The organism is Micromonospora mirobrigensis (genome assembly GCF_900091555.1).
Classification (GTDB): domain Bacteria; phylum Actinomycetota; class Actinomycetes; order Mycobacteriales; family Micromonosporaceae; genus Micromonospora; species Micromonospora mirobrigensis.
Window position 1 is genome coordinate 301,476 of record NZ_FMCX01000007.1, and the last position, 17,592, is coordinate 319,067.

Consider the following 17,592-nt stretch of genomic DNA (forward strand, 5'->3'; position numbering starts at 1 on the left):
CCGGGCCTGCCCGATGACCGTGTCGTGCCCGGGGTGCCGACGGGTCAGCGGAGCACCACCAGGTGCTCGCCGCGGGGCAGCAGCTCGCCGATCACCGGCGCCCCGGGGATCTCGCCGGCCACCAGCAGGCCGCCGGAGGTCTGGGCGTCGGCCAGCAGCAGCTGCTCGTCCTCGCCGATCGCGCCGAAGTCCGTCCACGGGGTGACCCACTCCAGGTTGCGCCGGCTGCCGCCGCTGACGTACCCGTCGCGCAGCGCCTCCCGCGAGCCCGCCAGGTACGGCACCCGGGCGGCGTCCAGGGCGACCGTCAGGCCACTGGCCCGGCCCAGCTTGCTGGCGTGCCCGAGCAGTCCGAAGCCGGTCACGTCGGTGCCGCAGCGGATGCCCGCCGCGACGGCCGCCCGGGCGGCGTCCCGGTTCAGCGCGCTCATCGAGGCGACCGCCTCGCCGAAGACCTCCCCGGTCGCCTTGTGCCGGGTGTTGAGCACGCCCACCCCGAGCGGCTTGGTCAGCGACAGCGGCAGGCCGGCCCGGCCGGCGTCCAGGGTGATCAGCTCCTCGGGCCGGACGACACCGGTGACGGCCAGGCCGTACTTGGGACCCTCGTCGTCGACGCTGTGCCCGCCGGCCAGGTGGCAGCCCGCCTCCCGAGCCACGTCCTGGCCGCCGCGCAGCACCTCCCGGGCCAACTCCAACGGCAGCACCCCGCGCGGCCAGCAGAGCAGGTTGAGCCCGACCAGCGGGGTGCCGCCCATCGCGTACACGTCGGACAGCGCGTTGGCCGCGGCGATGCGCCCCCAGTCGTAGGCGTCGTCGACCACCGGGGTGAAGAAGTCGGCGGTGCTGACCAGGCCGGTCCGCTCGTCCAGCCGGACCACCGCGGCGTCGTCGCCGTTCTCCAGGCCGACCAGCAGCTCGGCCGTGCCGCTGGCCGGGCCGAGACCCGCCACCATGATCTCCAACTCGCCCGGCGGGATCTTGCAGGCACACCCTCCGCCGCGGGCGTAATCGGTCAGCCGAACCGGTGAGGTCATCCCCACATGATCTCGACGCGGCGGCGCCGGCGCCACCCGGGGAACCGGATCGCGGCGGATTTCGGACTCCCGGTGCGGATCAGAACCGGTGTTACCGCTCCGTGACCAACTGACTTGCGTTCCGCCACGTCACCCCGCCTACAGTTGCCGGAAACCGGGGGCCGAACGGCCGACCGGACTCAGCCGAACGACAGGACGGTGGACGACGTGACGACGGGCGAACCGCTCATCGTGCTGGACGGGGTCAACAAGTGGTTCGGCCCGCTGCACGTGCTCGACGACGTGTCCCTCTCCGTCGGCAAGGGTGAGGTCGTGGTCGTGATCGGCCCCTCCGGCTCGGGCAAGTCGACGCTCTGCCGGGCGATCAACCGGCTGGAGCCGATCAACTCGGGCACCATCACCTTCGACGGCCGGCCGCTGCCCGCCGAGGGCCGGGAGCTGGCGAAACTGCGCAGCGAGGTCGGCATGGTGTTCCAGTCGTTCAACCTCTTCGCCCACAAGACGATCCTGGAGAACGTCACCCTCGGCCCGGTCAAGGTCCGCAAGGAGAAGCCGGCCGCCGCCCGCGAGCGCGGCCTGGCCCTGCTGGACCGGGTCGGCATCGCCAACCAGGCCGACAAGTACCCGGCGCAGCTCTCCGGCGGCCAGCAGCAGCGGGCGGCCATCGCCCGCGCGCTGGCCATGCAGCCCAAGGCGATGCTCTTCGACGAGCCGACAAGCGCGCTGGACCCGGAGATGGTCGGCGAGGTGCTGGACGTGATGACGTCGCTGGCGAGCGAGGGGATGACCATGGTCGTGGTCACCCACGAGATGGGCTTCGCCCGGCACGCCGCCAACCGGGTCATCTTCATGGCCGACGGCAAGCTGGTCGAGGACGCCTCGCCGACCGAGTTCTTCGCGAATCCCCGCAGCGAGCGGGCCCGCGACTTCCTCTCCAAGATCCTCACGCACTGAGCGTCCGTAGTGGAGCGTGCCGTCCCCCGGTGTGCTCCGTCGAAGAAGGAGAACAGTATGCGTATGAAGCGCGTGGCGGCCGTCGCCGCGGCGACCACCCTGGCGCTCGGCCTCGCCGCCTGCGGTGGCGACGGTGACGGTGGCTCCAGCAGCTCGGGCGCCAAGGGCATCGTCGGCAAGGCGGAGGGCCAGAAGAAGCTGGTCATCGGCGTGAAGGCCGACCAGCCGGGTCTGGGCCTGCAGACCGGCAGCAAGTACGAGGGCTTCGACATCGAGATCGCCAAGATCGTGGCGAAGGGCCTCGGCGTCGAGGAGGGCAACATCGAGTGGAAGACCACCGTGTCGGCCAACCGTGAGCCCTTCATCCAGCAGGGCACCGTCGACCTGGTGGTGGCCAGCTACACGATCAACGACGAGCGCAAGCAGAAGATCAACTTCGCCGGGCCGTACTTCATCGCCGGCCAGGACCTGCTGGTCAAGGCCGACTCCACGCTCGCCGGGCCGGAGGGCCTGGACGGCAAGACGGTCTGCTCGGTCACCGGCTCGACCCCGGCCAAGCGGATCCAGAGCGACTACCCGAAGGCCAAGCTCCAGCAGTTCGACTCGTACTCGAAGTGCCTGCCGCTGCTCGAGAACGGCCAGGTCGACGCGATCACCACCGACGACATCATCCTCGCCGGTTACGCCGCGCAGGACCAGTACGCCGGCAAGTTCAAGGTGGTCGGCAAGCCCTTCTCGGAGGAGCCGTACGGCATCGGCCTGAAGAAGGACGACAAGACCGGCTGCGAGAAGGTCAACGACATCCTCAAGGCCGCCGCCTCCGACGGCAGCTACAAGGCCGCCTGGGACGCCACCCTGGGCAAGAGCGGCAAGGCCGCGCCCGAGATGGACACCACCAAGCTGACCAACTGCGGCAGCGTCTGACCGCCACCGGGGCCGGCATCCCGCCAGGGATGCCGGCCCCGGCCTGTCACCGACCGCCTCGCCCTCTCCGGGAGCCGACGCATGGACGTCTTCACCGATCCGACAAACATCGACGCGTACGTCTCGGGATTCCTCTGGATCCTCAAGCTGACCGGCGCTTCCGCGGTCTTCGCGCTGGTGCTCGGCGTGCTGCTCGCCGCGATGCGGGTCTCCCCCGTGCCGGTGCTGCGCGGCTTCGGGGCGGCCTGGGTCGGCACGTTCCGCAACACGCCACTGACCCTGGTGATCTTCTTCTGCTACTTCGGCCTCTACTCCACCCTGGGTCTGAGCCTCTCCGACGACCTGAACCGGAACATCTACTGGCTCGGCGTCATCGGACTCTCCGTCTACACCGCGGCCTTCGTCTGCGAGGCGGTCCGATCGGGCATCAACACCGTGCCCACCGGCCAGGCCGAGGCGGCGCGGGCGATCGGACTGAGCTTCGCCCAGACCCTGCGGATCGTGGTGCTGCCGCAGGCGACCCGCTCGGTCGTCGCCCCGTTCGGCAGCATCCTCATCGCGCTGTGCAAGAACGCCACGATCGTCGGCACCATCGGGCTGATCGAGGCGTCCAGCGTCATGAAGGACCTCCTGAACAGCTATGGCAACGCCGTCATCCCGATCTTCCTGGTCTTCGCCGGCACCTTCGCCGCGATCCTGATCCCCACCGGCTACTTCTTCGGCTGGCTGGCCAACCGTCTGGCGGTGAAGCGCTGATGAGCAGCAGCTCGGTCCTCTACGACCACCCGGGGCCCCGCGCGCGGATCCGCAACGCGGTGCTCAGCGTCGTCTTCGGCGTCGGCCTGGTCGGCCTGCTCTGGTGGATCTACTCCAAGTTCGACGAGGCGGGCCAGTGGGAGGGCCGACTCTGGAAGCCCTTCACCGAAACCGCCACCTGGACGCAGTTCATCCTGCCGGGCCTCGGGGCCACCCTCCAGGCGGCGGCCGTCGGGATGCTGCTCTCCCTCGCCTTCGGCCTCCTCTTCGCCGTCGGGCGGCTCTCCGAGCGGCGATGGATCAGCGTTCCCGCCGGTGCGATCGTGGAGTTCTTCCGCGCCGTCCCGCTGCTGCTGATGATCTTCTTCGTCTTCTACGGCGTGCCGTTCCTCATCAAGGGCCCGGTGACGGCGTTCTGGGCCGTGGTGATCGGCCTGACCCTCTACAACGGCTCGGTGCTCGCCGAGGCGTTCCGAGCCGGCGTCCGCTCCGTGCCCGGCGGCCAGAGCGAGGCCGCGTACGCCATCGGCATGCGCAAGAGCCAGGTCATGCAGCTCATCCTGCTCCCGCAGGCCGCCCGCGCCATGCTCCCGATCATCGTCAGCCAACTGGTGGTGCTGCTCAAGGACACCGCGCTCGGCTACATCGTGGCCTACCCGGAGCTGCTCCAGCGCAGCGTCAACGACCTCAGCGCCAACTACGGCAACATCATCGCCGCGGCGATGGTGGTGGCCGTGATCTACATCGTGATCAACTCGCTGCTCACCGCCCTCGCCGGATGGCTGGAGCGGCGTACGGGCAGCCAGCGGATCCGCGTGCCGAAGCAGACCCGCAGCCGCACGGTCGACTCCACGCCCGAGGGCGGCGCCACGGTCTCCGAACCGCAGGGCTGAGCGGAGCCGTCACACGAACGGCCGGCCCCTCAGGGGCCGGCCGTCTCGCTGTCGTTCAGCGGGCGATCTCGGTGACCCGCGACTCGCGGACCACGGTCACCCGGATCTGACCGGGATAGGTCAGCTCCTCCTCGATCTGCTTGGCCACGTCCCGGGCCAGCACCGCGGCCCCGATGTCGTCGACGTCGTCGGGCTTGACCATCACCCGGATCTCCCGGCCCGCCTGCATGGCGAAGACCTTCTCCACGCCGAGCTTGCCGGCCGCGATCTCCTCGATCCGCTCCAGCCGCTTGACGTACGCCTCGAGGCTCTCCCGCCGCGCCCCCGGACGCCCACCGGAGCAGGCGTCGGAGGCCTGGGTGAGGACGGCCTCGATGGTCTGCGGCGGCACCTCGTTGTGGTGCGCCTCGATGGCGTGCACCACGTCCTCACTCTCGCCGTACTTGCGGGCCAGGTCGGCGCCGATGATCGCGTGGCTGCCCTCCACCTCGTGGGTGAGCGCCTTGCCGATGTCGTGCAGGAACGCCGACCGCTTGATCGTCGGCACGTCCAGCCGCAGCTCGGCGGCCATGATCCCGGCGATGTGCGCGGTCTCCACCAGGTGCTTGAGCACGTTCTGCCCGTACGAGGTGCGGTAGCGCAGCCGGCCCAGGTAGGTGACCAGCTCCGGGTGGATCTCGGTGATGCCCACCTCGACCAGCGCGTCCTCGGCGGCCCGGTGGCAGAGCTCCTCCACCTCCTGGCGGGCCAGGTCGTGCACCTCCTCGATCCGGTGCGGGTGGATCCGCCCGTCGAGGACCAGCTTCTCCAGGGTCAGCCGGCCGACCTCCCGGCGGACCGGGTCGAAGCAGGAGAGCAGCACCGCCTCGGGGGTGTCGTCGATGATCAGGTTGACCCCGGTCACCGACTCGAAGGCGCGGATGTTGCGCCCCTCCCGGCCGATGATCCGGCCCTTCATCTCGTCGCCGGGCAGGTGCAGCACGCTGACCACGCTCTCCGCGGTCTGCTCGCTGGCCACCCGCTGGATGGCGTCCACCACGATGTGCCGGGCGCGCTGCTCGGCGGTGCTGCGGGCGTCGGACTCGATGTCCCGGACCAGCAGCGCGGCCTCCCGCTTGGCCTGCGTCTCGATCGCCTCGATCAGCTCGGTGCGGGCCGAGTCGGCGGTCAGCCCGGCCACCCGTTCCAGCTCACGTCGCCGCTGCTCCTCCGCCTCGGCGACCGCCTGCTCCCGCTCCACCAGGGCGGACTCCCGGGCCGCGAGGGCGGCGCTGGCGGCGGTGAGCTGCCGTTCCCGCTCGGCGAGCCGCTCCACCTCCTCGGTGTGCAGCCGCTCCCGCTCGTCCATCCGGGCCGCCCGGCGCTCCACCTCGGCGGCCTGCTCCCGGGTCGTCGCGGCGAGGACGGCGACCTCCCGTTCGCCGCTGCGCCGGGCGGTGGTGCGCAGCTGCTCGGCGTCCGCCTCGGCCTGCTTGTGGGCCCGCTCCAGGATGGTGTCCGCCTCGGCGCGGGCGTCGTCGAGGACCCGGCGGGCCTCCGCCCGGGCCGCCTTCGCCTCGGCCTTCCCGGCCGCCGCCTCGGTACGCGCCGCCGCGGCGGCCGACTTCGCCACGTCGATGGTGCTGTTGACCTCGTCGGCGGCGGTGCGCAGGGCGGCGAGGGACTGTTCCTGGCGGTCCTTCTCGGCGATGAAGGCCGGGTCCTCGGGTGCCGGCGCCGCGCTGATCCGGCGCATGGTCCGCACCCCGAGCAGCACCGCGCCGACCACGACGACCGCCAGCACCAGCACGACCGCCAGGATCACCACGTCGAAGGCGTTCATGCGCCGGTCCGTGGTGCCGTGGTGCGGGCCGGTGCCGCCGCGTCGGTACGGACACCTCGTGGGGGACCACCGGTGAACCTCTGCCGACCCGCCATGGCCGCCTCCCCTGAACGTCGGGGCCGCAGCGACCGTGCCGATGGCACGCACCCTGCGGCTGTGGACGCCCGACCGGAGCGGCTGGCCGTGGGTAGGTCTCCACCGGCGACGTCCACTCGGACGCCACCAGTGGCCGGATGCAGTTATCCGTCAGCGCCGGACCGGCCAGTCCGGAGCCGTCGCCAGCGACCGGCGAGGGGCGCCGGTCGAAAGTGATGCTGTTCTGTTACGAGATCTATGTTGTGCGCTTAGCCTGCGCTGGTCGGGCAATGTGAGCCTGTAAGGCGAGGCTAGGTCTCCGAAGGCGGTTCGGTCAAGGACTCATGATCAAACCCCCCGAACGGAGAGAATTTGTCACGTCACCCACCGCTGATCGCGGGCCGGACACCAGCGGACATTCACCGCGACCCGAGGTGTGCGGCGGGTCCGGTGCGGTGACTGCCGGTGCGGTGGCTGCGGCCGGACCGGGCCGCCGGGAGGAGTGGACGGATGCCGGGCCGGCCCGGCGGGTCGCCCGGCCGGGTGGTGGTCAGCGGGCGCCGAGGCCGCGGGCGGCCCGCACCAGGGCGGCGTTGTCGGGGGCGGGCGACCCGTCGGGCAGCCGCACGGTGTCCTCCAGGCCGATCCGGGTGGCCAGTCCCCGGCCTACCGCCTCGGCGAGCACCGGCCACACCGCCGCGCCCTCCGCGTGCAGCAGCACCTGCACGCCGGACGGCACCAGGTCCAGCATCGCCGCCGCGTCGGCCAGGGCCCGCTCCCGGTCCTGGGTCATGCACTCGATCAGCAGCCGGACGACCGGCACCCGCCACCGCCGGTACCCCTCGACCGCCGCCGGCGTCCAGAGCCCCGCCTCCACCCCGACACCGCGCTCGTGCAGTGCCCGGGCGACCGCCTCGGCGCCCTCCTCGTGGACGTTGACCGAGGCGAAGTCGGGCAGCACCGTCCAGGCGCGCACCGTGGCGACCCGGCTGACCGGATCCTCCTCGATCCAGGATCCGGTGCTCACCCCGACCGGCAGGCCGGGCCGGGCCGCCCGGATCGCGGTGACCGCCGCGGCCACCGGCTCCGGTTCGAGGGACTCGGCTCCGGTGGCGTCACGCGGATGGACATGTACCGCCGCGGCACCGGCCGCGGCGCACCTCGCGGCGTCGGCGGCCAGTTCCGCCGGAGTGAGCGGCACCGCGGAATGTTCGTCGCGGCCGCGGCCGCCGTTGAGACAGGCTTTCAGCACCGGCCCATCATCACCCGAACCGCCCGACGGTCGGCGGCGACCACCTCAGTCCAGGGGGCGGGTGTCGCGGTCCAACTCGCCCTCCGCGTCGGCGAGCGCGTCGGCGTCGATCCGGTCGGCGAACTCGGCCGCCTCCGCGCTCTGCGCGGCGAGGGCGTCCTTCACCGCGCGGATCGCCACACCCGGCGGGTAACCCTTGCGGGCCAGCATGCCGACCAGCCGCCGGAAGACCGCGTCGGGCTCGCCCCGGGCGGACCGCAGCTTCCGCTCGACCAACGCGCGGGCGGTCTCGGCCTCGGTCTCCTCGTCCAGCTCGCCCAGCGCCTCGCTGGCCACCTCGCCGTCCACCCCACGCTGGCGCAACTCGTTGGCCAGGGCTCGCCGGGCCAGCCCGCGGCCGGTGTGCCGGCTGGAGACCCAGGCCCGGGCAAAGGCGGCGTCGTCGATGATGCCGACCTCGTCGTACCGGTCGAGGACCTGCGCGGCCACCTCGTCGGAGATGCCCCGCTTGGCCAACGCCCCGGCCAGCTCCGCCCGGGTACGCGGACGGACCGCCAGCTGCCGCAGGCAGATCTCCCGGGCCACCTCGGCCTCGTCCCGGGGCGGAGCCGGAGTCACCTCCGGGTCGGCCTCCCCGGACCGGGCGCGGCGTCCGCGTCGAGGGCGGGGCGCGTCGTTGGCGTCACCCGTGCGGGGCGGGCTGGCATCCCAGCCCCGCCCCGTACGGGCGCGTCGTCCTGCCACGACTCAGCGGATCAGAAGTCGACCGGCGGCAGCTCCGGGCCACCGGCGGCGTCGCCCGCACCGACCCCGACGCCGAGCTTCTCCAGGATCTTCTTCTCGATCTCGGCCGCGACGTCCGGGTTCTCCTTGAGGAACTCGCGGGCCTTCTCCTTGCCCTGGCCCAGCTGGTCGCCGTCGTAGGTGTACCACGCACCGGACTTGCGGATGATCGCCTGCTCGACGCCGACGTCGATCAGCGAGCCCTCGCGGGAGATGCCCTTGCCGTACATGATGTCGAACTCGGCCTGCTTGAACGGCGCGGCGACCTTGTTCTTCACGACCTTGACCCGGGTGCGGTTACCGACCACGTCGGTGCCGTCCTTGAGGCTCTCGATGCGACGCACGTCGAGCCGGACCGAGGCGTAGAACTTCAGCGCCCGGCCACCGGTGGTGGTCTCCGGGCTGCCGAACATCACGCCGATCTTCTCGCGGAGCTGGTTGATGAAGATCGCCGTGGTGCCGGTGTTGTTGAGCACACCGGTGATCTTCCGCAGCGCCTGGCTCATCAGCCGGGCCTGGAGGCCGACGTGGCTGTCGCCCATCTCACCCTCGATCTCGGCGCGCGGCACCAGGGCGGCCACCGAGTCGATCACGATGATGTCGATCGCGCCGGAGCGGACCAGCATGTCGGTGATCTCCAGCGCCTGCTCGCCGGTGTCCGGCTGGGAGACCAGCAGGGCGTCGGTGTCGACGCCGAGGGCCTTCGCGTAGTCCGGGTCGAGCGCGTGCTCGGCGTCGACGAAGGCGGCGATGCCGCCGGCCCGCTGCGCGTTGGCCACCGCGTGCAGCGCGACCGTGGTCTTACCGCTGGACTCGGGGCCGTAGATCTCGACGACCCGGCCCCGGGGCAGCCCGCCCACGCCCAGCGCCACGTCGAGGGCGATGGAGCCGGTCGGGATGACCGAGGTCTGGACGACCGGCCGCTCCCCCAGCCGCATCACCGAACCCTTGCCGAACTGCTTGTCGATCTGTGCGAGAGCAAGGTCGAGTGCCTTCTCCCGGTCGGGCCCTGCGGCCATGTTTGCCACCCCTGCCTTCGCCGGCGTCTTTCCTGAGCTTCGCGTCACGCGGGACACGCTAGGCGCTGGGTCCGACAGAAAACCAGCCGACGGGCCGCGAGCTGTGGACGAGCACCCCGCTGTGGACAATAGCCGAACACCTGTACGACTCGGCAAGTGACACGCGGACGGGCCGGAAAGGCTGCTCAGCGCAGCCGCGCGGGCACCCGGTCGGGATAGGCGGCGACCACCGCCCGCCAGACGACGTGGGTCTGCTCACCCGAGCTCAGCGCCTGCTCGATGGTCCGTCCGCCCAACTGGGAGAGGACCTGGTCACGGGCGATGCTGGCCGCGTACCCCGGCCCGAACGCCTCCTCCAGGCGAGCCCAGAAGTCGGTCAGCCGCACGTGATCACTCCTCCTCGTCGGGCACCCGGACGGGCACCCGACGCAACGCTAGCGCCACCAGCGGCACCGTCGCGATCGCGGCGAGCAGGGTCAGGGTCGGATAATCGGTCACCCGCATCACAAAGCCGCTCAGCGCCGCGGCGCCGGCCCCGGCCAGCCCCATGGTCAGGTCGGAGAGGCCCTGCACGCTGGGCCGCACGTCGGTCGGCACCGACTCCGACAGCAGCGTCGAGCCGGCCACCATGGTCCCCGACCAGCCCAGGCCGAGCAGGGCCAGCCCGACCGAGAGGCCCGGCGTGTGGTGCCCGGCCGTGCCGGCGACCGCGCAGGCGGCCAGCAGCACGCCCACCCCGCCGAGGATCACCGCCCGCCGGCCGAGCCGGTCGGTCAGCCAGCCCACCACCGGGGAGAACGCGTACATGCCGGCGATGTGCACGCTGAGCACGATGCCGACCACCCGCAGCACGTCCGCGTCGGCGTGGTACTCGCCGAGGCGTACCGGGGTCATCGACATCACCGCGACCATCACCAGGTGACCGACCGCCACGGCGGCGATGCCGAGCCGGGCGGCCGGGCGCTCGCGTACCACCTGCCAGGCCGCGCGCATCCCGGCGCCGCGCCGGGCGGACGTGGCCGGCGCGGCGACCGGGCCGGCCGCCGCCAGCCGGCGCGCGGTGAGCAGCGGGTCCGGCCGCAACAGCACCAGGAGTACGACCGCCGCCAGCAGGAACGCCGCGGCGCTGAAGGCGAACGGGCCGGCCAGGGTGGGCAGCCCCCACCGGTGGGTGGTGCGGTCGGCGAGCGCGGCGAAGTTCGGCGCCGCCACCGCGCCGATCGTGGTGGCCCAGACGATCACGGAGAGCTGTCGCCCCCGGCGGGCCGGCTCGGCGAGGTCCACCGCCGTGTAGCGGGCCTGGAGGTTGGCCGCGGTGCCGCCGCCGAAGAGCAGCATGCCGAGGAAGAGCAGCGGCACCCACCGGGTGGCCGCGGCGACCACCACCAGCACCCCACCGGCCGCCCCCACCAGGTACGCGAACACCAGGCCCGGCCGGCGGCCGTGCCCGGTCATGATCCGGGTGACCGGTATGGCGAGCAGTGCCGCACCGACCACCCCGGCGCTCTGCGCCAGGCCGGCGACGGCGGTGCCGGCGATCCGGGCGGCCAACAGCGCGCCGACGGCGATGCCGATGGTCACCCCGATGCCGCCGATGATCTGGGTGCCGAAGAGCAGTCGCAGCGTCCGGCGCTGGATCGACGCGACGTCGGGCCGGGTGGGTGCCGCAGCGGTCAGGTCGGTGGCCATCGGGGCTCCTCGGTAAGGGGCGGTACGCCGCCCCATCCTTGCGCAACCGCCCGTCCGCCGGCACCCCGGTTCGTCAGAGGCCCAGCCCCCGGCCGATGATCTCCTTCATGATCTCGGTGGTGCCGCCGTAGATTGTCTGCACCCGACCGTCCAGCCACGCCTTGGCCACCGGATACTCCAGCATGAAGCCGTAGCCACCGTGCAGCTGGAGGCACCGGTCGGCGACCTTGTTCTGCAACTCGGTGGTCCACCACTTGGCCTTGGCGGCGTCGGTGACCGAGAGCCGGCCGGCGTTGAACTCGGCGACGCAGTGGTTGACGAAGGTCCGCGCGATGGTGACCTCGGTGTCCAGCTCGGCCAGGAGGAAGCGGTTGTGCTGGAACCTCCCGATCGGCCGGCCGAACGCCTCCCGGGAGCGGGCGTAGTCCAGGGTGATCGCGAGCAGCTTCTCCGCGGCGGCGACCGCGGCGACGGCGATGCTCAGCCGCTCCCGGGGCAGGTTCGCCATCAGGTGGTAGAAACCGTGGTTCTCGGCGCCGATCAGGTTCTCCGCCGGCACCCGGCAGTCGTCGAAGAACAGCTCGGCGGTGTCGTTGGCCTTCAACCCCACCTTCGCCAGCCGCCGGCCCCGGGTGAAGCCGGGCGTGCCGGTCTCCACCGCGACCAGGCTGACCCCGTGCGCGCCCTGGTCGGAGGTGCGGACCACCACGATCACCAGGTCGGCCAGCTCGCCGTTGGTGATGAACGTCTTCTGGCCGTTGAGCACCAGCGAGTCCCCGTCGCGCACGGCGCTGGTGCGGATGCCGGCCAGGTCGCTGCCGGCTCCCGGCTCGCTCATCGCGATCGCGGTGACCAGGTCACCGGAGCAGAAGCCGGGCAGCCAGCGCTTGCGCTGATCCTCGGTGGCCAGCTCGGTCAGGTACGGCGCGACCACGTCGTTGTGCAGGCCGAAGCCGAGCCCCGAGCACCCCGAGCCGACGATCTCCTCGTCCAGCACCGCGTTGAACCGGAAGTCGCGCTGACCGCCGCCACCGTGGTCGGTGTCCACGTCCATGCCGAGCAGTCCTGCGGCGCCGGCCTTTCGCCACACCTCCCGGTCGACGATTCCGTCGGCCTCCCAGCGCTCGTGGTGCGGGACCGCCTCACGGGCCAGGAACTCCCGGCACAGGTCGCGGAACTCCTCGTGCACGGGCTCGTAGAGATGCTGTTCCATGCGGGCCAGTGTGGCACCGCTGCGTCGCGCTGCCCAGGGGCGATCACGGGTAGTTGCGCAGCTGGCGGTCCAACCGGCGTACCCGGGTCAGCGTGCGCACGGCGACGACGGCCGAGACGACCGCGACCAGGCCGTAGACCACGGCCCAGTACCAGTCGATCTTCGTGGCGGCGGCCAGCAGGATCAGACCCGCGCAGCAGGCCAGGATCACCACCAACCCCAGCAGGGTGGCTCGCCGCTGCCCCCGCAGGTACGCCGGCAGCGCGGCCCGCAGGCGCTCGTCGGCCGGGGGTTCACCCTGCCGGAGGGCGTCCCGCAGCGCCGCGCCGTCCGGGTCCAGGGCCCGTCGCCGGTCGGTGTTCACCCGGCGGGAGAACGCCAGCACCGGGCCGAGCCAGACGCCACTCTGGGCGGCGCTGAGCAGCGCCTCCTCGAACGGCTCGGAGCGGTCGAAGAGCCACCGCATCGGCAGCGCGACGACCACGGTCAGCACCGGCCAGAGCAGGGCGAACATCGCCAGGTTCGGCAGCCGGTCGTAGGCGTGGCGGCGGGTGGGACGATCGTCGGACATGTGGCGGCTTCCCCGGGGACGGACTGCGGACGACCCGGCGGCGGCACGACCGACGTACTGCCGAGGACCGGACGACGGTCGGGCCTTACCCACGGCAACCCACCGGCAATCCCTTGTAGAGGGTCGCCAGGTGGGGCGGTCAGGGACATCGACGACCGGACGAGTCGGCTACGGTGCGGCCCATGACGGATGCACGGGGACTTGTCGAGCGGTTCAACGCCGCCTGGCGGCGGGGTGACCTGGCGGCCGTGTCGGCGTGCCTGGCCAACGACGTGACGTACTGTCCGAACGCCTGGGACGGGCCGGCGGACACCGTCCGCGGCCGGGAGGCGGTCACGGCGGCCTTCGCCGATCAGCTCGGTCCGGGCGAGGGTCCGCTCCTGGGTCCGGTGTGGGCGGCGGGCGACCGGGCGGTCTGCGAGTGGGCGTGGGCGCCGGCCGGTGACGGCACCGTCCTGCGCGGGCTCGACGTCTACCGGGTACGCGACGACCGGATCGTCGCCAAGGACGTGTTCGGCAAGATCACCGTCGTCGACGGCTAGCCCGCCAGGGCCCGGGCCACCACGGTCAGGTCGGCCACCAGCCCCTCGTACGCCTTGTCCTGGTCGTCGGCGCGCAGCACCGCCGACGGGTGGATGGTGGCGAGCAGCCGGGCGGCCGGGGCGTCAACCACCCGGCCGGCGTTGTCCACCGGAACCCGGGTGAAGTCCTCGGGGTGCTGGGCCGACGCCGGCCACGGCAGCAGCTCGCCGCGCTGCCGGGTCACCCGGAACGCCGGGCCGAGCAGCGCCTTCGCGGCGGTCGCCCCGAGCACCACCACCACCTCGGGGTGCAGCCGGGCGAACTCGGCGACCAGCCAGGGCCGGCAGGCGGTGATGTGCACCCGGTCCGGGGTCTGGTGGATGCGGCGCTTGCCGCGCAACTCGAAGCGGAAGTGCTTCACGGCGTTGGTCAAGTAGAGGTGGCCTGGGTCGATGCCGGCGTCGTCCACCGCCCGGCGCAGCAGCCGACCCGCCGGTCCGACGAACGGCAGTCCCTTCTGGTCCTCCATGTCGCCGGGCTGCTCGCCGACGAGGACCAGCCGGGCGCTCTCGTCACCCCGGCCGAAGACCGTCTGTGAGGCGTCCCGGTAGAGCTCGCAGCCCTGGCAGCCGGTGGCCGCGGCGCGCAGCTCGTCGATCGTGTCGGCCTGCGGCGGGATGAACTGCTGGGCACCGGGTGCGCTCTCGGTCTCGGCCATGCGGATCGTTCTACCCCGCCGGGCGGCTCTCACGCGACCGCGCCGCGCCCGGTCAGGCGGTGAAGCCACCGTGCACGGCCGGGCGCACCGCGCGGGCCAGCGCGTCGGCCAGCGGCGGCACGTCGGCGTCGTCCAGGGCGCTCACGGTGATCCGCAGCCCGGGCGGGGCGCCGAACCGGAACAGGGCACCGGGAGCGACCGCCCAGCCGGCGTCGCGCAGCGCGGTGACGGCGCTGGTCTCGTCCGGCACCGGCAGCCAGACGTTGATCCCGGAGCGGCCCTGGGCGGGCAGCCCCCGCGCGGCCAGCGCGGCCAGCAGCGCCGACCGTCGCCGCTCGTAGCTCTCCCCCGCCCGGCCCACCAGCTCGGTGACGGCCGGGTCCTGCCAGAGGGCGAGGACCAGGCGTTGCAGCACGGTGGAGACCCAGCCGGCGCCGGTCCGGGCCCGCCCGGCGATCCGGGCGACGGTCGCCTCGTCGCCGGCCAGCACGGCCAACCGTAGGTCCGGCCCGTAGGGCTTGCTCACCGACCGGACGAACGCCCAGGTCGCGGTCGCCCCGGCAAGCGGGTGCAACGGTACGCGGGCCAGCTCGGCGGCGTGGTCGTCCTCGATCAGCAGCAGGTCACGACCGGCGAGCAGGGAGCGCAGCGCGGCGGCCCGGTCGGCGGAGACCGCCGCGCCGGTCGGGTTCTGCGCGCGGGCGGTCACGATCAGGGCGCGGGCGCCGAGGGACAGGGCGTCGCGCACCCCGCTCTCGGTCGGCCCCCGCTCGTCGACGGGCACGGCGACCGGGCGCAGCCCCAGCGCGGCGACCAGGTCGAGCAGGTTGGCCCAGCCCGGGTCCTCGAGGGCGACCGGGTCGCCGGGGCGCAGGTGGGCGGTGAGCAGCCGTTCGATGCCGTCCAGCGCGCCGGAGGTGACGGTCAGCTCGGCGGCCGGCACGCCGTCGGCGGCGAGACGCTCCCGGGCCGCCGCGGCGAACCCCGGCAGCACCGCGGCCGCGGCGTAGCCGGCCGGTGGGCCGATCTCGGCGGCCAGGGTGGCCAGGTGCGGGCCGAGCGGCGGCAGCAGCCGCGGGTCGGGTTCGCCCCGGGACAGGTCGCGGACCCCGGGCGCGGGCGCCGGGCGCAGCGCCGAGCGGGCGGCGGCCACCGGTGGCCGGGGCCGCACCCGGGTGCCGTGCCGACCGGCGGTGGCGACCAGACCCCGCAGCCGCAGTTCCTGGTACGCCTTCGCGACGGTGGCGGGGCTGACCGCCAGCTCGGCCGCGAGGGCGCGGACGGCCGGCAGGGCGGCCCCGGGCGGCAGGGCGCCGGTGCGGACACCCGTCTCCACGCTGGCCGAAATCTGGGCCGACGTCGCCCCGACGATCTGATAATGTGCTGCCACAGTCACGAGATTGTACTAGAACAAAGGTGGGATGTCGCATGTACCCCCGCACCGAACGGACCACCGCCACCCGCACCCGCGACCGGATGAGCTACGACCGGGCCGCCGCCCACGCGGTGCTCGACGAGGCCTACCACTGCGCCCTCGGGTTCGTGGTGGACGGTGAGCCGCGAGTGCTGCCCACCCTGCACGTCCGCGTCGACGACACCCTCTACCTGCACGGCTCCACCGGCAGCCGGCCGCTGCTGGCCGCCCGCGGCGACGCCGGGCTGCCCGTCTGCGTGGCCGTGACCCACCTCGACGGCCTGATCTTCGGCCGCTCCCAGTTCCACCACAGCGCCAACTACCGGTCGGTGGTCGCGCACGGCACCGCCCGACTGGTCACCGACGAACGCGAGAAGCTGACCGCGATGACCGCACTGGTGGAGAAGGCCGCCACCGGGCGGGCCGCCGACAGCCGCCCACCCAGCCGGCGGGAGCTCGCCGAGACCGCCGTGCTGGCGCTGCCGCTGCGCGAGGTGTCGGTCCGCACCCGCACCGGCGGCGTACGCGACGAGCCGGCCGACCTCGACCTGCCCTACTGGGCGGGGGTGCTGCCGCTGCGGGTGACCGCCGGACCGCCCGAGCCGGACACCGGGGTCACCGCGCCGGTCCCGGCATACCTGCGGCCGGTCCGCTCGCCCTGGTTGGAGCCGGTGGTGCTGCGCGGCGAGCACGTGCTGCTGGAGCCGCTGGCGGAGCACCACGCCGAGGAGCTGTACGCCGCCCTCGACGACGCGGAGGTGTGGCGGTACGTCGGCAGTCCCCGCCCCGACGGGGTGCCGCAGGTCGCCGCCGCGATCCGGGCCGCCCTGGCCGACCACCGGCGGGGCGTACGGGTTCCCTGGGTGCAGCGCTGCGCGACAACCGGGGCGGTGGTGGGCACCACCTCCTACTATCAACCCGACGACGACCTGCGCACGGTGGAGATCGGCTACACCCAGCTCGGTCGGCCCTGGTGGCGCAGCGGTATCAACACCGAGGCGAAGCTGCTGCTGCTCACCCGCGCCTTCGACGAGCTGGACGCGGTCCGGGTGACCTGGCAGACCAACGTGCACAACGAGCGGTCCCGGCGGGCCATCGAGCGGCTCGGTGCCACCCGGGAGGGGACGCTGCGGGCCAACCGGCGGCGGGCCGACGGCACGTGGCGGGAGTCGGCGCTCTATTCGATGCTCGCCGACGAGTGGCCAGAAGCACAGGCCAGGCTGCGGGAACGACTTCGCCCGGCGACCCCCGTCGGGTCATGATGGCCGGCGTGCTGGGCATCACCGACATCTGGACGTACCTGCTGGGGACCGTGGCCATCGTGCTGCTGCCCGGTCCGAACTCCCTCTTCGTGCTCTCCACGGCCGCCAAGCGGGGGGTGGGCACGGGCTACCGGGCGGCCTGCGGCGTCTTCGTCGGCGACGGGGTGCTGATGTTCCTCTCCGCCGTCGGGGTCGCCTCCCTGCTGCGGGCGTACCCTCCGCTGTTCCTGCTGGTCAAGTACGCCGGTGCGGCGTACCTCGGCTATGTGGGGTTGACGATGCTGCGCGGCGCGTGGCGGCGCTGGCGGGACCGGAACGATCCGGCGACGCCGCGGCTGATCGACGCGGCGGAGCCGGCGGCGATGCGCAGCCCGTTCCGCAAGGCGCTGGTGATCAGCCTGCTCAACCCGAAGGCGATCCTGTTCTTCATCTCGTTCTTCATCCAGTTCGTCGACCCCGGCTACGCCTGGCCGGCGCTGTCGTTCCTGCTGCTCGGGTTGATCGTGCAGGTGACCAGCGCGCTCTACCTGACCGCGCTGATCTTCGCCGGCACGTTCCTGGCCGCCCAGTTCCGCCGGCGCCGCCGGCTCGCCGCCGGTGGCACCACGGCGATCGCCGCGCTCTTCCTCGGGTTCAGCATCAAGCTGGCCACCGCCTCGATCTGACCTGGCGGGCGGCAGCGCGGCCGGCG

General features: G+C 72.8%; 18 protein-coding genes. 7 read left to right on the plus strand and 11 right to left on the minus strand.

Annotated features, from left to right (window positions below; translation table 11 throughout):
* Window positions 1–44: 44 nt before the first annotated feature.
* Window positions 45–1,034 carry a selenide, water dikinase SelD gene (gene selD, locus GA0070564_RS23085; protein WP_091612543.1) on the minus strand — a complete coding sequence of 330 codons (990 nt, stop codon included), beginning with the start codon at window positions 1,032–1,034 and terminating at the stop codon, window positions 45–47.
* A 198-nt stretch (window positions 1,035–1,232) separates the two neighbouring features.
* Here selD and GA0070564_RS23090 point away from each other — a divergent pair, with 198 nt between their 5' ends.
* From GA0070564_RS23090 to GA0070564_RS23105, 4 genes are all read left to right on the plus strand, one after another.
* A complete protein-coding gene (locus tag GA0070564_RS23090; protein WP_091612546.1) occupies window positions 1,233–1,988 on the plus strand; it encodes an amino acid ABC transporter ATP-binding protein in 756 nt (251 codons plus the stop codon).
* 57 nt (window positions 1,989–2,045) lie between these two features.
* Window positions 2,046–2,912, plus strand: coding sequence for a glutamate ABC transporter substrate-binding protein (locus tag GA0070564_RS23095; RefSeq protein ID WP_091612551.1), 867 nt, complete (start codon window positions 2,046–2,048; stop codon window positions 2,910–2,912).
* An 81-nt stretch (window positions 2,913–2,993) separates the two neighbouring features.
* Complete coding sequence (locus GA0070564_RS23100; protein ID WP_091612554.1) at window positions 2,994–3,668, plus strand: amino acid ABC transporter permease; 675 nt, start codon at window positions 2,994–2,996, stop codon at window positions 3,666–3,668.
* The gene (locus GA0070564_RS23105) at window positions 3,668–4,561 is read left to right on the plus strand and encodes an amino acid ABC transporter permease (RefSeq protein ID WP_091612558.1); all 894 of its coding nucleotides are present in this window, start codon (window positions 3,668–3,670) and stop codon (window positions 4,559–4,561) included. Before GA0070564_RS23100 ends, GA0070564_RS23105 begins: the two co-directional genes overlap by 1 nt.
* Before the next feature lie 55 nt (window positions 4,562–4,616).
* Here GA0070564_RS23105 and rny read toward each other — a convergent pair whose 3' ends face one another.
* The 8 genes from rny to GA0070564_RS23145 form a co-directional block, all read right to left on the minus strand.
* Window positions 4,617–6,383 (minus strand): ribonuclease Y, encoded by a 1,767-nt coding sequence (gene rny, locus GA0070564_RS23110; protein WP_091612561.1) that lies wholly within the window; start codon window positions 6,381–6,383, stop codon window positions 4,617–4,619.
* 625 nt (window positions 6,384–7,008) lie between these two features.
* On the minus strand, window positions 7,009–7,710 hold the full coding sequence (locus tag GA0070564_RS23115; RefSeq protein ID WP_091612564.1) for a 3-keto-5-aminohexanoate cleavage protein: 702 nt from the start codon (window positions 7,708–7,710) through the stop codon (window positions 7,009–7,011).
* Between the two features lie 45 nt (window positions 7,711–7,755).
* Entirely contained in the window at window positions 7,756–8,454 is a 699-nt protein-coding gene (locus GA0070564_RS23120) for a regulatory protein RecX (protein WP_091612569.1), read from the minus strand.
* Window positions 8,455–8,465: 11 nt separating this feature from the next.
* Entirely contained in the window at window positions 8,466–9,512 is a 1,047-nt protein-coding gene (recA, locus tag GA0070564_RS23125; protein ID WP_091612573.1) for a recombinase RecA, read from the minus strand.
* A 185-nt stretch (window positions 9,513–9,697) separates the two neighbouring features.
* Entirely contained in the window at window positions 9,698–9,898 is a 201-nt protein-coding gene (locus GA0070564_RS23130; protein ID WP_088970405.1) for a DUF3046 domain-containing protein, read from the minus strand.
* A 4-nt stretch (window positions 9,899–9,902) separates the two neighbouring features.
* Window positions 9,903–11,201 (minus strand): MFS transporter, encoded by a 1,299-nt coding sequence (locus tag GA0070564_RS23135; protein WP_091612577.1) that lies wholly within the window; start codon window positions 11,199–11,201, stop codon window positions 9,903–9,905.
* 73 nt (window positions 11,202–11,274) lie between these two features.
* A complete protein-coding gene (locus GA0070564_RS23140; RefSeq protein WP_091612581.1) occupies window positions 11,275–12,414 on the minus strand; it encodes an acyl-CoA dehydrogenase family protein in 1,140 nt (379 codons plus the stop codon).
* A gap of 43 nt (window positions 12,415–12,457) precedes the next feature.
* Window positions 12,458–12,985 (minus strand): hypothetical protein, encoded by a 528-nt coding sequence (locus tag GA0070564_RS23145; protein ID WP_091612584.1) that lies wholly within the window; start codon window positions 12,983–12,985, stop codon window positions 12,458–12,460.
* 182 nt (window positions 12,986–13,167) lie between these two features.
* Between GA0070564_RS23145 and GA0070564_RS23150 the strand changes: the two genes are divergently transcribed.
* Window positions 13,168–13,527, plus strand: coding sequence for a nuclear transport factor 2 family protein (locus GA0070564_RS23150; RefSeq protein ID WP_091612586.1), 360 nt, complete (start codon window positions 13,168–13,170; stop codon window positions 13,525–13,527).
* On the opposite strand, the gene GA0070564_RS23155 is transcribed toward GA0070564_RS23150, so the two are convergent.
* Entirely contained in the window at window positions 13,524–14,225 is a 702-nt protein-coding gene (locus GA0070564_RS23155; protein WP_091612589.1) for a UdgX family uracil-DNA binding protein, read from the minus strand. The two genes, GA0070564_RS23150 and GA0070564_RS23155, sit on opposite strands and share 4 nt — an antisense overlap.
* A 52-nt stretch (window positions 14,226–14,277) precedes the next feature.
* Complete coding sequence (locus tag GA0070564_RS23160) at window positions 14,278–15,615, minus strand: aminotransferase class I/II-fold pyridoxal phosphate-dependent enzyme (RefSeq protein WP_091612592.1); 1,338 nt, start codon at window positions 15,613–15,615, stop codon at window positions 14,278–14,280.
* Window positions 15,616–15,653: 38 nt separating this feature from the next.
* Between GA0070564_RS23160 and GA0070564_RS23165 the strand changes: the two genes are divergently transcribed.
* Both GA0070564_RS23165 and leuE read left to right on the plus strand, forming a co-directional pair.
* Window positions 15,654–16,901: a bifunctional pyridoxamine 5'-phosphate oxidase family protein/GNAT family N-acetyltransferase gene (locus GA0070564_RS23165; RefSeq protein ID WP_091612595.1), complete on the plus strand. Its 1,248-nt coding sequence runs from the start codon at window positions 15,654–15,656 to the stop codon at window positions 16,899–16,901.
* Window positions 16,898–17,566 (plus strand): leucine efflux protein LeuE, encoded by a 669-nt coding sequence (gene leuE, locus GA0070564_RS23170; protein ID WP_091612598.1) that lies wholly within the window; start codon window positions 16,898–16,900, stop codon window positions 17,564–17,566. The genes GA0070564_RS23165 and leuE overlap by 4 nt, the downstream gene beginning before the upstream one ends.
* The last annotated feature ends 26 nt before the right edge of the window (window positions 17,567–17,592 follow it).

Bases quoted from the DNA above. Each gene is read 5' to 3' on its own strand.
- selD (WP_091612543.1), bottom strand. From the start codon at position 1,034: ATGACCTCACCGGTTCGGCTGACCGATTACGCCCGCGGCGGAGGGTGT.
- GA0070564_RS23095 (WP_091612551.1), top strand. From the start codon at position 2,046: ATGCGTATGAAGCGCGTGGCGGCCGTCGCCGCGGCGACCACCCTGGCG.
- GA0070564_RS23100 (WP_091612554.1), top strand. From the start codon at position 2,994: ATGGACGTCTTCACCGATCCGACAAACATCGACGCGTACGTCTCGGGA.
- GA0070564_RS23105 (WP_091612558.1), top strand. From the start codon at position 3,668: ATGAGCAGCAGCTCGGTCCTCTACGACCACCCGGGGCCCCGCGCGCGG.
- rny (WP_091612561.1), bottom strand. From the start codon at position 6,383: ATGAACGCCTTCGACGTGGTGATCCTGGCGGTCGTGCTGGTGCTGGCG.
- recA (WP_091612573.1), bottom strand. From the start codon at position 9,512: ATGGCCGCAGGGCCCGACCGGGAGAAGGCACTCGACCTTGCTCTCGCA.
- GA0070564_RS23135 (WP_091612577.1), bottom strand. From the start codon at position 11,201: ATGGCCACCGACCTGACCGCTGCGGCACCCACCCGGCCCGACGTCGCG.
- GA0070564_RS23140 (WP_091612581.1), bottom strand. From the start codon at position 12,414: ATGGAACAGCATCTCTACGAGCCCGTGCACGAGGAGTTCCGCGACCTG.
- GA0070564_RS23145 (WP_091612584.1), bottom strand. From the start codon at position 12,985: ATGTCCGACGATCGTCCCACCCGCCGCCACGCCTACGACCGGCTGCCG.
- GA0070564_RS23150 (WP_091612586.1), top strand. From the start codon at position 13,168: ATGACGGATGCACGGGGACTTGTCGAGCGGTTCAACGCCGCCTGGCGG.
- GA0070564_RS23155 (WP_091612589.1), bottom strand. From the start codon at position 14,225: ATGGCCGAGACCGAGAGCGCACCCGGTGCCCAGCAGTTCATCCCGCCG.
- GA0070564_RS23165 (WP_091612595.1), top strand. From the start codon at position 15,654: ATGTACCCCCGCACCGAACGGACCACCGCCACCCGCACCCGCGACCGG.
- leuE (WP_091612598.1), top strand. From the start codon at position 16,898: ATGATGGCCGGCGTGCTGGGCATCACCGACATCTGGACGTACCTGCTG.